Annotated in this window: 12 protein-coding genes; 5 read left to right on the top strand and 7 right to left on the bottom strand. The window is 62.3% G+C overall.

Translation table 11 applies throughout. The features are described from left to right. Position 1 precedes the first annotated feature (1 nt). From NCR40_RS00185 to gatC, 5 genes are all read right to left on the bottom strand, one after another. Positions 2-784 carry an exodeoxyribonuclease III gene (locus tag NCR40_RS00185; protein WP_244826749.1) on the bottom strand — a complete coding sequence of 261 codons (783 nt, stop codon included), beginning with the start codon at positions 782-784 and terminating at the stop codon, positions 2-4. Between the two features lie 19 nt (positions 785-803). Then, complete coding sequence (locus tag NCR40_RS00180) at positions 804-1,643, bottom strand: PPK2 family polyphosphate kinase (protein WP_250462594.1); 840 nt, start codon at positions 1,641-1,643, stop codon at positions 804-806. A gap of 138 nt (positions 1,644-1,781) precedes the next feature. Continuing rightward, positions 1,782-3,257 (bottom strand): Asp-tRNA(Asn)/Glu-tRNA(Gln) amidotransferase subunit GatB, encoded by a 1,476-nt coding sequence (gene gatB / locus NCR40_RS00175; protein ID WP_250508447.1) that lies wholly within the window; start codon positions 3,255-3,257, stop codon positions 1,782-1,784. Beyond that, positions 3,254-4,747, bottom strand: a complete 1,494-nt coding sequence (gene gatA / locus NCR40_RS00170; protein WP_250491652.1) for an Asp-tRNA(Asn)/Glu-tRNA(Gln) amidotransferase subunit GatA — start codon at positions 4,745-4,747, stop codon at positions 3,254-3,256. The genes gatB and gatA overlap by 4 nt, the downstream gene beginning before the upstream one ends. A gap of 90 nt (positions 4,748-4,837) precedes the next feature. Beyond that, positions 4,838-5,137, bottom strand: coding sequence for an Asp-tRNA(Asn)/Glu-tRNA(Gln) amidotransferase subunit GatC (gene gatC, locus NCR40_RS00165; RefSeq protein WP_250508446.1), 300 nt, complete (start codon positions 5,135-5,137; stop codon positions 4,838-4,840). A 388-nt stretch (positions 5,138-5,525) separates the two neighbouring features. On the opposite strand from gatC, the gene NCR40_RS00160 reads away from it, so the two are divergent. The 5 genes from NCR40_RS00160 (at position 5,526) to rodA (ending at position 11,959) form a co-directional block, all read left to right on the top strand. Then, the gene (locus NCR40_RS00160) at positions 5,526-6,569 is read left to right on the top strand and encodes a rod shape-determining protein (RefSeq protein WP_004189550.1); all 1,044 of its coding nucleotides are present in this window, start codon (positions 5,526-5,528) and stop codon (positions 6,567-6,569) included. 196 nt (positions 6,570-6,765) lie between these two features. After that, entirely contained in the window at positions 6,766-7,884 is a 1,119-nt protein-coding gene (gene mreC, locus NCR40_RS00155) for a rod shape-determining protein MreC (protein WP_250508445.1), read from the top strand. Next, on the top strand, positions 7,881-8,393 hold the full coding sequence (gene mreD / locus NCR40_RS00150) for a rod shape-determining protein MreD (protein ID WP_244826743.1): 513 nt from the start codon (positions 7,881-7,883) through the stop codon (positions 8,391-8,393). Before mreC ends, mreD begins: the two co-directional genes overlap by 4 nt. Positions 8,394-8,470: 77 nt before the next feature. Then, positions 8,471-10,792: a penicillin-binding protein 2 gene (mrdA, locus tag NCR40_RS00145; RefSeq protein WP_250508444.1), complete on the top strand. Its 2,322-nt coding sequence runs from the start codon at positions 8,471-8,473 to the stop codon at positions 10,790-10,792. 12 nt (positions 10,793-10,804) lie between these two features. Then, positions 10,805-11,959, top strand: a complete 1,155-nt coding sequence (gene rodA / locus NCR40_RS00140) for a rod shape-determining protein RodA (RefSeq protein ID WP_244826741.1) — start codon at positions 10,805-10,807, stop codon at positions 11,957-11,959. 40 nt (positions 11,960-11,999) lie between these two features. Here the strand turns inward: rodA and NCR40_RS00135 are convergent, their stop codons facing one another. After that, the gene (locus NCR40_RS00135) at positions 12,000-12,689 is read right to left on the bottom strand and encodes a tetratricopeptide repeat protein (protein ID WP_250508443.1); all 690 of its coding nucleotides are present in this window, start codon (positions 12,687-12,689) and stop codon (positions 12,000-12,002) included. Continuing rightward, positions 12,686-13,468 (bottom strand): HpcH/HpaI aldolase family protein, encoded by a 783-nt coding sequence (locus NCR40_RS00130; RefSeq protein ID WP_250462571.1) that lies wholly within the window; start codon positions 13,466-13,468, stop codon positions 12,686-12,688. The genes NCR40_RS00135 and NCR40_RS00130 overlap by 4 nt, the downstream gene beginning before the upstream one ends. Between the last annotated feature and the right edge of the window lie 82 nt (positions 13,469-13,550).

Genomic DNA, 13,550 nt, shown 5'->3' with positions numbered 1-13,550 from the left:
CCTACTTCTTCCCAATCTTCCAGTTGTAATCGATAGTCAGCGGCGCGTGATCGCTGAATTTGATGTCGCGGAAAATGGAAGTCTTCTTGGCGGTCGCCGCGACTTCCTGCGTCGCGATTTGATAGTCGATACGCCACCCCACGTTCTTCGCGTACGCCTGCCCGCGATTGCTCCACCACGTGTATTGCTCGGCACGCTGGTCGAGCGTGCGAAAGACATCGACGTAACCGACATCGTCGAAAAGCTTCGTGAGCCACTCGCGCTCTTGCGGCAGACAACCCGAGTTCTTCTGGTTGCTCTTCCAGTTCTTGATGTCGATTTCCTTGTGCACGATATTCACGTCACCGCACACGATCACCTCACGCTCTTGCGAAAGCCCGGCGAGATGCGGCATGAATTCGTCCATGAAACGATACTTCGCCTGCTGCCGCTCTTCGCCGCTCGACCCGGACGGGACATACACCGACACCACGGACAGCTTGCCGAAACGCGCTTCCACGTAACGTCCTTCGGGATCGAACTCGGCACTGCCGAAGCCGATCACGACATCGTCCGGCTCGTGACGCGTGTACAAACCCGCGCCGCTATAACCCTTCTTCACCGCGTGCTGGAAATAACCCTTGAAACCGTGCGGCGCGAGAAACTCCGGCGTGAGATCGTCCTGCGAACACTTGATTTCCTGCACGCACACGACGTCCGATTTCTGCTCGCCGAACCAGTCGAAGAAACCTTTCTTGGCCGCCGAACGGATGCCATTCAGATTGGCGGTAATCACCCGAAACATACTTGTCCTCTTTCCTTGTTTATTCGACCTTCACGCCCTTGAGCGATTCCTTGGCGGCCGGAAATTCGAGTTTCATGCCCTGCATGGTGCGCAGCAAAAGCTCCGCGACCATCACGTTGCGATGCGGTTTCGAATCGCCGGGAATGATGTACCACGGCGCGTATTCGGTCGAGGTCGCGCCTAACGCCAGCTCATACGAGCGCTGATATTCGTCCCACAGCTTCCGAGCGTCGAGATCGGAGACATCGAACTTCCAGTGCTTGGTCGGATCGTCGATACGCGCTTGCAAGCGCTCGCGCTGCTCGTCCTTCGAGATATGCAGAAAGCATTTGACGATGGTCGTACCGCTATCCGCGAGCAACGCCTCGAACTCGCGAATATGCCGGTAACGGCGCTCGCATTCGTCATCGTCGATAGACTTCATCACCCGCGGCACGAGCACGTCTTCATAGTGGCTGCGATTGAAGACAGCGAACTCGCCGGCCATCGGCGCCTGCGCGTGCACGCGCCAGAGGAAATCGTGCGAGGCCTCGCGCTCGGAAGGCGCGCGAAACGGCACGATGCGCAAGCCGAGCGGATCGACGTCATGGAACACCGCGCGCACCGTACCGTCCTTGCCGCTCGTGTCCATGCCTTGCAGCACGAGCAGCACGCGCCGAAGACGCTGTGCGTGCAGCTTCTCCTGCAGGTCGTCGAGCTGCGCGCCGATTGCCGCGAGCCGGTCGCGGTCTTCGTCTTTCGAGCCGTTCGAAAACGGCTTGCCGGATGGATCGATCGAACTCAGATCGAAGGGCTTGAGCTTCTTGTCGTCATCGAAATACGGGACGAGGAAGTCGTCCAGAGACGGTTTCTTTGCCATGTCGCCAACCTTTTGTTCTATCCCGAAACGCCAATGAAAACGGGCCGCTGCCAAGCTAGACGGCAACAGCCCGTTCGTCGTGCTACTTCCAGGCGACCGGCTCTCCGTCGACGCGGAGGATTTCGCCCAAGTGCTTGCTCAGGATAGCTTTTTCTTCAGAAGCTCGTTTACCTGCTGCGGGTTTGCCTTGCCCTTGGTCGCCTTCATTGCCTGGCCGATCAGCGCGTTGAACGCCTTTTCCTTGCCCGCGCGGAATTCTTCCACCGATTTCTGGTTCGCCGCGAGCACCTCGTCGATGATCGCTTCGAGCGCGCCGGTATCGGAAATCTGCTTGAGCCCCTTGGCTTCGATGATGCGGTCCGCCGCGCCCACGTCGGTCGCCTTCTCGTCCCAGATCGCCTGGAAAATGTCCTTCGCGATCTTGTTGGAGATGGTGCCATCCGCAATGCGTTGCAGAAGCAGCGCGAGTTGTGCCGCCGCGACCGGCGACTCGCCGATGTCGAGCGATTCGCGGTTCAGTTGCGCGGAGACGTCGCCCATGAGCCAATTGGCGGCGATCTTCGCCTGCGCCGCGCCCGCCGCCTGCACGACGGCTTCGAAATATGAAGCCATTGCCTTCGACGACGTGAGCACGCCGGCGTCGTAAGGCGTCAAGCCGTACGTTTCGGCGAAACGCTTCTGCATGTCGGCTGGCAACTCCGGCAGTTCCGACTTCACGCGCGCCACCCAGCTCTCCTCGATAACCAGGGGCATCAAGTCCGGGTCTGGGAAATAGCGGTAGTCGTGCGCGTCTTCCTTGCTGCGCATGGAGCGCGTTTCGCGCTTGTCGGGATCGTAAAGACGCGTCTCTTGCACGACGGTGCCGCCGTCTTCGATCAGTTCGATCTGACGGCGCACTTCATAATGAATCGCTTCTTCGAGGAACCGGAACGAGTTCAGGTTCTTGATCTCCGCGCGCGTGCCGAATTCCTTCTGACCGACCGGGCGCACCGACACGTTGGCATCGCAACGGAACGAGCCTTCCTGCATGTTGCCGTCGCAGATGCCTAGCCACACGACGAGACCATGCAACGCCTTCGCATACGCAACCGCTTCCGCCGCGCTGCGCATTTCCGGCTCGGTGACGATCTCGAGCAGCGGCGTGCCCGCGCGATTCAAATCGATGCCCGTCATGCCCGCGAAGTCTTCGTGCAGCGACTTGCCCGCGTCTTCCTCGAGGTGAGCGCGCGTCAGATTGACGGTCTTCTCGTATGCGTCCTTGCCGGCCTTTTCATTGGCTGGAACCTGGATGGTGAGCTGACCGCCCTGCACGACAGGAATCTCGTACTGGCTGATCTGATAGCCCTTCGGCAAATCCGGATAGAAGTAGTTCTTGCGCGCGAAGACGCTGCGCGGCGCGATATGAGCGCCGATCGACAAGCCGAAGCGAATCGCGCGTTCGACCGCGCCGCGATTCATCACGGGCAGCACGCCCGGCAACGCGAGATCGACAGGACAGGCTTGCGTGTTCGGCGCTGCGCCGAACTGCGTTGCCGCGCCCGAGAAAATCTTGGAAACGGTGGATAACTGCGCATGCGTTTCCAGACCGATGACGACTTCCCACTGCATGCTCATACTCCCGCTGCCGATGGTGCCTTGGCATGCCAGTCGGTCGCGCGCTGGAACGCGTCGGCGACCTGAAGCATCCGGGCTTCGTTGAAATAGTTGCCGACGATCTGCAGACCGACCGGCCGATTCGCATTCGCGCCCGCGCCGAAACCGCACGGCACGCTCATGCCGGGCAGACCCGCGAGGCTCACGGAGAGCGTGTAGATATCGGCGAGATACATCTGCACGGGATCGTCGGCCTTCTCGCCGAGATTCCACGCGACCGACGGCGCGACCGGTCCCATGATGACGTCGCACCGCTTGAACGCTTCCTGGAAATCGCGCGCGATGATGCGGCGAATCTTCTGCGCTTGAAGGTAATACGCGTCGTAGTAGCCATGCGACAACACGTACGTGCCAACCAGAATGCGCCGCTTCACTTCGGGACCGAAGCCTTCCGCGCGCGACTTCTTGTACATGTCGAGCAAGTCCGTATAGTGCGCCGCGCGATGCCCGTAGCGCACGCCGTCGAAACGCGACAGATTCGACGAGGCCTCCGCCGGCGCAATGATGTAGTACACGGGAATGGAAAGCTCGGTCTTCGGCAACGATACTTCGACGAGCGTCGCGCCGAGCGCTTCGTATTGCTTCAACGCGGCGTCGATGGCGGCGCGCACGTCGTCGGCAAGCCCTGCGCCGAAGTACTCCTTCGGCATGCCGATACGCAATCCGGCGAGCGGCTTTTGCGCGTCGCCGCCGTTCCACGTCTGGCCGAGATGGCGCGTGTAGTCTTCGTTGTCGCGTTGCAGGCTGGTGGAGTCGCGTTCGTCGAAGCCGCCCATTGCGTTGAGCAAGAGCGCGCAGTCCGCGGCGGTCTGAGCCATCGGCCCGCCCTGATCCAGCGACGACGCGAACGCGATCATGCCGTAACGCGACACGCGGCCGTAAGTCGGCTTGATACCGGTGATGCCGGTGAACGACGCGGGCTGGCGAATGGAGCCGCCCGTGTCGGTGCCGGTCGCGGCGGGCGCAAGACGCGCGGCGACGGCAGCGGCCGAGCCGCCCGACGAACCGCCCGGCACGGCCTTCAGGTCCCACGGATTTTTCACCGCGCCGAAGTACGAATTCTCGTTGGACGAACCCATGGCGAACTCGTCCATGTTGGTCTTGCCGAGACAGACCATGCCCGCTTGCTTCAAGCGATCGACGACGGTGGCATCGAACGGGCTCGCGTAGTTTTCGAGCATGTGCGAACCGGCCGTGGATGCCCAGCCGCGCGTCACGAACACGTCCTTGTGCGCAATCGGCAAACCGGTGAGCGCGCCCGCCTTTCCTTCCGCGATGAGCGCGTCGGCGGCTTTAGCCTGAGCGAGCGTGAGGTCGCGGTCCATGCCGATGAAGGCGTTCAGATTCTTCGCGGCCTCGATGCGCTGCAGATACGACTGCGCCAGCTCGACCGCGGAGATTTCCTTGGAGTCGAGCGCGGCGCGCAGTTCGGTCAAACTTTTCTGATGCATTGCAGTTCCCTGATGAGCGCGGCGGTGAACGCCGCGCGGGAGTGTCGTTTCGGCGCTGGATACGCCCGACGCGTTACTTGTTCGATTGCGTTATTCGATGACCTTCGGCACCAGATACAGCCCGTCTTGAACGGCTGGCGCACTGCGCTGGAACTCTTCGCGCTCGACGCGCTCTGAAACTGCGTCGTCGCGCAGGCACAGCGCGACTTCCTCGATCTGTTCGATCGGATGCGCAAGCGGTTCGATGCCGGAGGTATCCACGGCCTGCATCTGTTCGACGAGACCGAAGAAGTCATTCAGGCGCGCGAGCGTGGGTTCTGCCTCGTGTTCGGGCAACTCGAGCCGCGCGAGATGCGCGATACGTTTTACGTCGGTCAGGGTCAAAGACATGAAAATCACCGGAGATAAGCGTGGACTTCCCAATCTCGAAAACACACTGCGCCGCGATCGTTTGCGGCGCGCGTTGCGATCCTGGGAAAAGCGCTAAAAAGCAGACTGGCGACGGCAAAAAGTGCCATCCTTTTCCTATAGATACGCCCAAATTATAAGGTATCATTACACGTTCGACTCACATCTGGATTGACCTGCCAGCGGCTTTCTCCTTGAATCGTTAAATTGCGAGAAACGTTTACGCGACACGTCTCATCCTGCGGTAGATTTCCTCGCGGATTTGCACTTCACGGCGAACCTTCGCCGCCCCGGCAAACCGTTATTTTTTCCGCTGCCGTCCCCGGCGCTCATAGCGACGCACGGCCACCCAGCGAGACAGGATTTTTGAATGTTCGGTTTTTTGCGCAGCTACTTTTCCAACGACCTGGCGATTGACCTCGGCACCGCCAACACGCTGATCTACATGCGCGGCAAGGGCATCGTTCTCGACGAGCCATCGGTCGTTTCAATTCGCCAGGAAGGCGGCCCGAACGGCAAGAAGACCATTCAGGCAGTCGGCAAGGAAGCCAAACAGATGCTCGGCAAAGTGCCGGGCAACATCGAGGCCATCCGCCCGATGAAGGACGGCGTGATCGCCGACTTCACCGTTACCGAGCAGATGATCAAGCAGTTCATCAAGACTGCACATGAATCCCGCATGTTCTCGCCGTCGCCGCGCATCATCATCTGCGTGCCGTGCGGGTCCACGCAAGTCGAGCGGCGCGCCATCAAGGAAGCAGCGCACGGCGCGGGCGCCTCGCAGGTTTATCTCATTGAAGAACCCATGGCCGCTGCCATCGGCGCGGGTCTGCCGGTTTCGGAAGCCACGGGCTCCATGGTCGTCGACATCGGCGGCGGCACCACGGAAGTCGGCGTCATCTCGCTTGGCGGCATCGTGTACAAAGGCTCGGTGCGCGTTGGCGGCGACAAGTTCGATGAAGCCATCGTCAACTACATCCGTCGCAACTACGGCATGTTGATCGGCGAGCAAACGGCTGAAGCCATCAAGAAGGAAATCGGTTCGGCGTTCCCCGGCTCCGAAGTGAAGGAGATGGAAGTCAAGGGCCGCAATCTTTCCGAAGGCATTCCGCGCAGCTTCACCATTTCCAGCAACGAAATTCTCGAAGCGCTGACCGACCCGCTGAATCAGATCGTCTCGTCGGTGAAGATCGCGCTGGAACAAACTCCGCCGGAACTCGGCGCGGATATCGCCGAACGCGGCATGATGCTGACTGGCGGCGGCGCGCTGTTGCGCGATCTCGACCGTCTGCTCGCGGAAGAAACCGGCTTGCCGGTGCTGGTCGCGGAAGATCCGCTGACCTGCGTCGTGCGTGGTTCGGGCATGGCGCTCGAACGCATGGACAAGCTCGGCAGCATCTTCTCCTACGAGTGATACGGCCGTGACCTTCAGACTTTACTGTTCCACGACCTCACGGTCTTCAACGCACAGTCTGAACGCACCCGCGTAACGCGACGCGCACACGGCCCGGCTCATGTCCGGGCCGTTGTTGAAACAGCGTAGGGCAGGCTCAGCCGAAACCGGCAAACCTGCAGCATCGATCCACCCGCTCACGCCCTCGGCGCCGACCATGGAATACAGTCCGCCGCCACTTTTCAAGCAAGGCCCTTCCGCGCTCGCGCGACTGATCTTCTTTGTGGTGCTCGCCATCGCATTGCTCGTTTCGGATGCGCGGTTCAATACGCTGGAAATTGCGCGCGGCATGCTCGGCGCCGGCCTCTATCCGCTGCAACGCGCGGCGCTCGTGCCGCGCGACATCTTCATGGGCGCGGCCGACCTCGCGGTTACGAGCGCCACCTTGCGCAGCGAGAACCGCAAGCTCTCCGACAAGAATCTGGACCTGTCCGTCAAGGCGGGCGATGCCTCTCAGCTTTCGGCTGAGAACGCGCATCTGCGTGCATTGCTGAATCTGCAATCGCGCGCGACGACGCAAACCACGCCCGTCGAAATCCAATACGACACGCGCGATCCTTTCACGCAGAAAGTCGTGATCGGCAAGGGTTCGCAGCAAAACATCCAGGATGGCGCGCCCGTCGTGACAGAAGACGGCGTGATCGGTCAGGTCACGCGCGTGTTTCCGTTGCAATCGGAAGTCACGCTGCTGACGGACAAGGATCAAGCGGTGCCGGTGCAGATCGCGCGCACGGGTTTGCGCAGCGTGATCTACGGCACGCCGAAAGGCGACACACTCGACCTGCGCTTCGTGCCGATCAGCGCCGACGTCCAAGCTGGCGACGAGCTCGTGACGAGCGGTCTCGATGGCATTTATCCGCCGGGACTCGCGGTGGCCAAAGTGTTGCGCGTCGACAAGCAGGCGGATACGGCATTCGCGCGCGTCGTCTGCGTGCCTATCGCCGCTGTTCGCGGCGCGCGTCAGTTGCTCGTACTGCATTACAACGTAAACGTGCCGCCGAATCCGATCGAAGTCGAAGCCGCCGCCGCTGCAAAGGAAGCGAAAGAGAACAAGGGCAAGAAGAAGCCTACGGCGAAGGCCACTGTCTCCACCGAGGGTGCAAGCGGCGCATCGGCGACGTCGGCCGCGTCGGCTGCCGCTCCGGTATCCGCTCCCGCTGCCGTGGAAAAGCCCAGCGCGAAACCTGCCGCGCCGAAAGCCGCCTCGGCCGCTACCGCCCGGCCATCGCGAAAAGCGCATATGCCTAAGCCCGCATCCGCGAGGGCCGCGCAATGAACCGCCCGCAATACATCCTTCAGCCGGTCAATCCGTACTTCATCACCTTCAGCCTCGCTGCAGCGTTTCTGCTGAATCTGGTGCCTTGGGGCCGGCTTATCGGCATACCGGATTTCGTCGCGCTCGTGCTGCTGTTCTGGAACGTCCATCAACCGCGCAAGGTGGGCATGGGCATCGCGTTTCTGCTTGGGCTGTTGATGGATGTGCATAACGCGAATCTGCTCGGCGAACATGCGCTGGCTTATACCTTGTTGTCTTATGGCGCGATTACCATTCACAGGCGTGTCCTGTGGATGTCCCTGCCTGTACAAACCTTCGTCGTCGCGCCGCTTTTGGTGGGCGCGCATCTCGTGCCGTTCGTGATCCGCCTGATGACGGGCGCCGCGTTTCCCGGCTGGAGTTATCTGGTCAACGGATTTGTCGAAGCCGCGCTCTGGCCGGTCACGAGTTTTCTGCTGCTGATACCGCAACGACGCGCCGCCGATCCCGACGATACGCGCCCGATCTGAGCGCCACCGCGCGCGTGCCGCCCCCGATGCGAACGCGCGCGGACTACACTTGAATCGCGACCCACCGCGAAAGCTGCATGACCGAAATAAAGAACACCGAGCAACAGTTGTCCAGATTCCGCCTGCGCGTCGCGGCGGCGGGAATGTTCGTGTTCGTCTGCTTCGGTTTGATCGGCCTGCGTTTCCTCTATTTGCAGGTCTGGAACTTCAGCAAATACTCGTTGCAGGCAAACGAGAACCGCATCTCCGTGGCGCCGATCGTGCCGAACCGCGGCATCATCACCGATCGCAACGGCGTGGTGCTGGCGAAGAACTATTCCGCTTACACGCTCGAAATCACGCCGTCCAAGATCACCGCGTCGCTCGACGACACCATCGACGCACTCTCGCAAGTCATTCCTATCGATTCACGCGATCGCCGGCGTTTCAAGAAGCTGCTGGAAGACTCGAAGAACTTCGAAAGCCTGCCAATCCGCACGCGTCTCACCGACGACGAGGTCGCCAAGTTCACCGCGCAGCATTATCGCTTTCCGGGCGTCGAAGTGCGCGCGCGGCTCTTCCGGCAATATCCGCTCGGCATGACGGCCGCGCACGTCATCGGCTATATCGGGCGAATTTCGCAGCGCGATCAGGAGCGTATCGACGACGCGAGCGACGCCAACGACGAAGCCTCCGATCACTACGATCCGCGTCTCGACGCCAACAACTACAAGGGCACGGATTACGTCGGCAAGATCGGGGTCGAGCAGAGTTACGAAACCGAGCTGCATGGTCTGACAGGTTTCGAGGAAGTCGAAGTCACGGCGGGCGGCCGCCCGGTCCGCACGATGTCGCGCACGCAGGCGACGCCCGGCAACAACCTCGTGTTGTCGCTCGATATCGGGCTGCAGCAGGTCGCCGAGCAAGCATTCGCGGGCAAGCGCGGCGCGCTCGTGGCAATCGAGCCATCGACGGGCGACGTGCTCGCGTTCGTGTCCGCGCCGAGCTTCGATCCGAATTCCTTCGTCGATGGTATCGATCAGCAGACGTGGGACGCGCTCAACAACTCGCCCGATCATCCGTTGCTGAATCGTCCGCTGCATGGCACGTATCCGCCGGGCTCGACCTATAAGCCGTTCATGGCGCTCGCCGCGCTCACGCTGCACAAGCGCACGCCCGGCTGGGGCTTTCAGGACCCCGGCTTCTTCACGTTCGGCGGTCACACGTTCCGCAACGACGTGCGCTCGGGTCAGGGCTGGGTGGACATGAATCGCGCGATCGTCGTGTCGAATGACACGTACTTCTACATGCTCGCGCGCGACCTCGGCGTGAACGCGATGGCCGGCTTCATGAAGCCGTGGGGATTCGGCCAAATTACCGGGATCGACATTTCGGGTGAGGCGCGCGGCATTCTTCCGTCGACGGAATGGAAGCGCAAGGCGTATCGCAAGCCGGAGCAGCAACGCTGGTACGAAGGCGAAACGATCAGCCTTGGCATCGGGCAGGGCTACAACTCGTTCACCATCCTGCAACTCGCGCACGCCACGGCGACGCTTGCCAATAACGGCGTCGTGATGAAGCCGCACCTGGTGCGCGACATCGAGAATCCGCTGACGAAGGCCATGCGCGTCGTGGTGCGCGACCCGAGCGACAAGATTCCCGTGCGCCAGCAAGACGTCGACTTCATCAAGCGCGCAATGGAAGGCGTCATCACGAACGGTACGGCCGCGAAGCTCTTCGTGGGCGCGCCTTATCAGGCAGCGGGCAAGACCGGAACCGCGCAGGTTTACTCGCTGCAGGGCGCGAACTATCACGGTCACGCGACGGCAGAGCATTTGCGCGACCACGCGTTGTTCATCGCGTTTGCGCCGGCCGAGCAGCCGAAGATCGCGCTTGCGCTGATCGTCGAAAACGGCGGCTGGGGCGCGGAATCGGCGGGGCCGGTCGCGCGCAAGGTGCTCGACTATTATCTGGTCGATCGCCTGAAGCCTGGCGCCGAGGCGGCCGCGATCGAAGCCGCCGCATCCGCGACCACGGACGCCGGCCTGCCGATGATCGGCGGCACGCAATCGCCCGTCGCGGCGGCGCTGCCGGCCTCGGTAGTGAACGCGTCGCCGGCGTTCTCGCCGCTGGCGGCATCGAATCCGGCGGTGGCTCGGGCTGCATCGGCGCCGGCGTTGCCTGCATCATCGCCGAAAGCAGCGAACGCGCGCATCGCTTCGGCGCCAGCGGCGGCGTCTGCAGCACGGGCCGCGAACGCGCGCGTCGCTTCGGCGCCTGCCGCGGCGTTGCCCGCGTCCGCGCCGGGCCGCAAGCCCGCGCCGAACAAACGACCCGCCGAGCCCACGCCGACGATGGTCCGCAGCAACCCGAACGACGCCGTGCGCACGCTGGCGCCGTCCGGCGGTATCGACGAATAAAGGATGACCGGCATGCAACTCACCTTCGACAAGCACGTCTGGAAAGAGCACGCAAAGCGCATGTTCGCAGGCTTCGACAAGCCGCTCGCGCTGATCGTCTTCTTGTTGCTGTGCGTGGGAATCGTGACCCTGTATAGCGCGAGTATCGACATGCCGGGCCGCGTGGAAGACCAACTGCGCAACATCATGCTGACCTTCGGGCTGATGTGGGTGCTCGCCAATATCCCGCCGCAAACGCTGATGCGCTTCGCCGTCCCGCTGTACACCGTCGGCGTGGCGCTGCTGATAGCGGTCGCGGCGTTCGGGCTCACGCGCAAGGGTGCAAAACGCTGGCTCAATGTCGGCGTGGTGATCCAGCCGTCGGAAATCATGAAGATAGCGATGCCGCTCATGCTCGCGTGGTATTACCAACGGCGTGAAGGCAACATTCGCTGGTGGGATTACGTTGCCGGGTTCGTCATTCTGCTGCTGCCCGTTGCGCTGATCGCCAAGCAGCCGGACCTCGGGACGGCAGTGCTCGTGTTCGCGGCGGGGATGTTCGTGATCTATTTCGCCGGACTCAGTTTCAAGCTGATCGTGCCGGTGCTCGCGGCGGCCGTGGTCGTCATCGCGTGCGTGGCGGTGTTCCAGAACCGCATCTGCCAGCCCGAAGTGAACTGGCCGATGATGCACGACTATCAAAAGCATCGTATCTGCACGCTGCTCGATCCGACTTCAGACCCGCTCGGCAAAGGCTTTCACACCATTCAGGCGGTGATTGCCATCGGCTCCGGCGGCACGCTCGGCAAGGGCTGGCTGAAGGGCACGCAGGCGCACCTGGAATTCATCCCCGAAAAGCACACGGACTTCATCTTCGCGGTGTTCGCCGAGGAATTCGGCCTCGCGGGCGGGCTCGTGCTGCTCTTTCTCTATATGGCGCTGATCGCGCGCGGACTGTTCATCGCGGCAAACGGCGCCACCTTCTTCGGGCGATTATTGGCCGGTTCGCTCACGCTCGCGTTCTTCACCTACGCGTTCGTCAATATCGGCATGGTGAGCGGAATTCTGCCCGTGGTCGGCGTGCCATTGCCGTTCATGAGTTACGGCGGGACAGCGCTCACCACGCTCGGCGTCGCTGTTGGACTCATCATGAGCGTCGCGCGACAGAAGCGATTGATGCAAGGCTAGCCTCAATCCCCGTGTCCCGAAAAAAGCCGAAGTGTCATGTTCACTGCGGCTTTTGCTTTTCCAGCTCCGCGCTCAGTTGCAGGTACTTGAGCTTCGCCGCCGGATCGCCTTGCGCGGCGGCCGCCGCGTAATAAGCACGCGCGACGTTGAGATTGCGCTCGACGCCATCGCCGCCACGTTCGTAGAACGATCCCGCCACGTATTGCGCGGTCATGTCGCCTCCTTCCGCCGCCTTCTTGTACCAAGTGAATGCCTGCTCGTTGTCGCGCGTGGTGCCGCGTCCATCGAGGAACTGGTTGGCGAGCGCGAGTTCCGCCTGCACGTGTCCCTGACTCGCGGCGCGCAAGAACCAGCGATGCGCTTCCGCCGGGTCCTTGTCCACGAACTGGCCGTCGTCGTACATCTTGCCGTACACGAACTGCGCGTGAGACATGTTGGCGTCGGCGGCGCTACGCAACCACTTCTTGCCTTCGGGGACATTGGCGGGACCGCCTTCGCCGTTCAGCAGCATCATCGCGTAATTGAATTCGGCGAGGCGGCTGCCCTTTTGCGCGGCGCGACGGAACTGCGAACGCGCTGAGACGAGATTGCCCGCGTTGTAATCGGCGACGGCGTTTTGCGTCGCGAGGTCCGTCGGCTTTGGCATCGTCTGCGACTGCGCGTTGGCCGCGAACGCCACGCCGAACATCAGACAGGCCGCAGCGATGCCGCCACGCCAAGCCGTGTTCATGCTCTCGCCTCCTGCAAAGCCTGACGCGTCGCCTTCAGGAGCCACATGACATCGGCGGCGAGCGCGATCAGGTTGATGCCGGCTTGCGCATATTGCCGCGCGCCAGCGACATCGATCGCGAAAATGCCGCTCGCGATGCCCGCGCGCTTCGCGGCTGCCGCAACCTTGTCGATGGCTGCCTGCACATCCGGGTGCTTCATGTCGCCGAGATGGCCGAGGCTTGCCGCGAGATCCGCGGGCCCGATGAAGAGGCAGTCTATGCCCGGCGTCGCCGCGATCTCGTCGACGGCTTCGAGCGCCGCCACCGATTCGATCTGCACGATGGTCGCGATCTGCGCGTTCGCGCCCGTCACGTAGTCGCGCCGCATGCCGTACGCAGCCGCGCGCACCATGCCCGCGACGCCGCGCAAGCCGTCGAGCTGGGCTTCGGTCGGATACTGCGTGAGCTGCACGATGCGCGCGGCATCGTCGGCCGATTGCACGTTGGGGAACATCAGCGTGCGCGCGCCCGCGTCGAGCACGCGCTTGACGAGCCAGCCATCGGAGAACGGCACGCGCACGATCGGCTCGCTCGGCAGATGCGCCGCCGCGATCGCGCGCAATTGATCGACGACGTCGCGGCTATCGTTCGGCGAGTGCTCCATGTCGATACACAGCCAGTCGAAGCCCGCGTGCGCGAGCGCTTCGGCGGCATCGGCACTGCCGAGCGACAGCCACAGGCCGAAGAGCGCGCCGGGTTCGGCGAGACGTTGCTTGAGGGGATTCGTGAAGGTGCTCATTGCGCGGCTCCTGGAAGTTGGGCGCGCTTCGAGAAGCGGAAAAACGGCGGAAGGAATGACGGCATTACTCGCGCTCCGTTTG

It is taken from the genome of Caballeronia sp. GACF4 (genome assembly GCF_023631025.1).
In the GTDB taxonomy this organism is placed as follows: domain Bacteria; phylum Pseudomonadota; class Gammaproteobacteria; order Burkholderiales; family Burkholderiaceae; genus Caballeronia.
The sequence above is the reverse complement of the archived record's forward strand: the minus strand, read 5'-3'. Positions and strand labels throughout refer to the sequence as shown.

What these genes read in the sequence shown, in the direction of transcription:
- rodA (WP_244826741.1), top strand. Translation starts at nt 10,805, where the DNA reads ATGCAACTCACCTTCGACAAGCACGTCTGGAAAGAGCACGCAAAGCGC.
- mrdA (WP_250508444.1), top strand. Translation starts at nt 8,471, where the DNA reads ATGACCGAAATAAAGAACACCGAGCAACAGTTGTCCAGATTCCGCCTG.
- gatC (WP_250508446.1), bottom strand. Translation starts at nt 5,137, where the DNA reads ATGTCTTTGACCCTGACCGACGTAAAACGTATCGCGCATCTCGCGCGG.
- gatB (WP_250508447.1), bottom strand. Translation starts at nt 3,257, where the DNA reads ATGAGCATGCAGTGGGAAGTCGTCATCGGTCTGGAAACGCATGCGCAG.
- NCR40_RS00160 (WP_004189550.1), top strand. Translation starts at nt 5,526, where the DNA reads ATGTTCGGTTTTTTGCGCAGCTACTTTTCCAACGACCTGGCGATTGAC.
- NCR40_RS00180 (WP_250462594.1), bottom strand. Translation starts at nt 1,643, where the DNA reads ATGGCAAAGAAACCGTCTCTGGACGACTTCCTCGTCCCGTATTTCGAT.
- mreC (WP_250508445.1), top strand. Translation starts at nt 6,766, where the DNA reads ATGGAATACAGTCCGCCGCCACTTTTCAAGCAAGGCCCTTCCGCGCTC.
- NCR40_RS00135 (WP_250508443.1), bottom strand. Translation starts at nt 12,689, where the DNA reads ATGAACACGGCTTGGCGTGGCGGCATCGCTGCGGCCTGTCTGATGTTC.
- mreD (WP_244826743.1), top strand. Translation starts at nt 7,881, where the DNA reads ATGAACCGCCCGCAATACATCCTTCAGCCGGTCAATCCGTACTTCATC.
- NCR40_RS00185 (WP_244826749.1), bottom strand. Translation starts at nt 784, where the DNA reads ATGTTTCGGGTGATTACCGCCAATCTGAATGGCATCCGTTCGGCGGCC.
- gatA (WP_250491652.1), bottom strand. Translation starts at nt 4,747, where the DNA reads ATGCATCAGAAAAGTTTGACCGAACTGCGCGCCGCGCTCGACTCCAAG.
- NCR40_RS00130 (WP_250462571.1), bottom strand. Translation starts at nt 13,468, where the DNA reads ATGAGCACCTTCACGAATCCCCTCAAGCAACGTCTCGCCGAACCCGGC.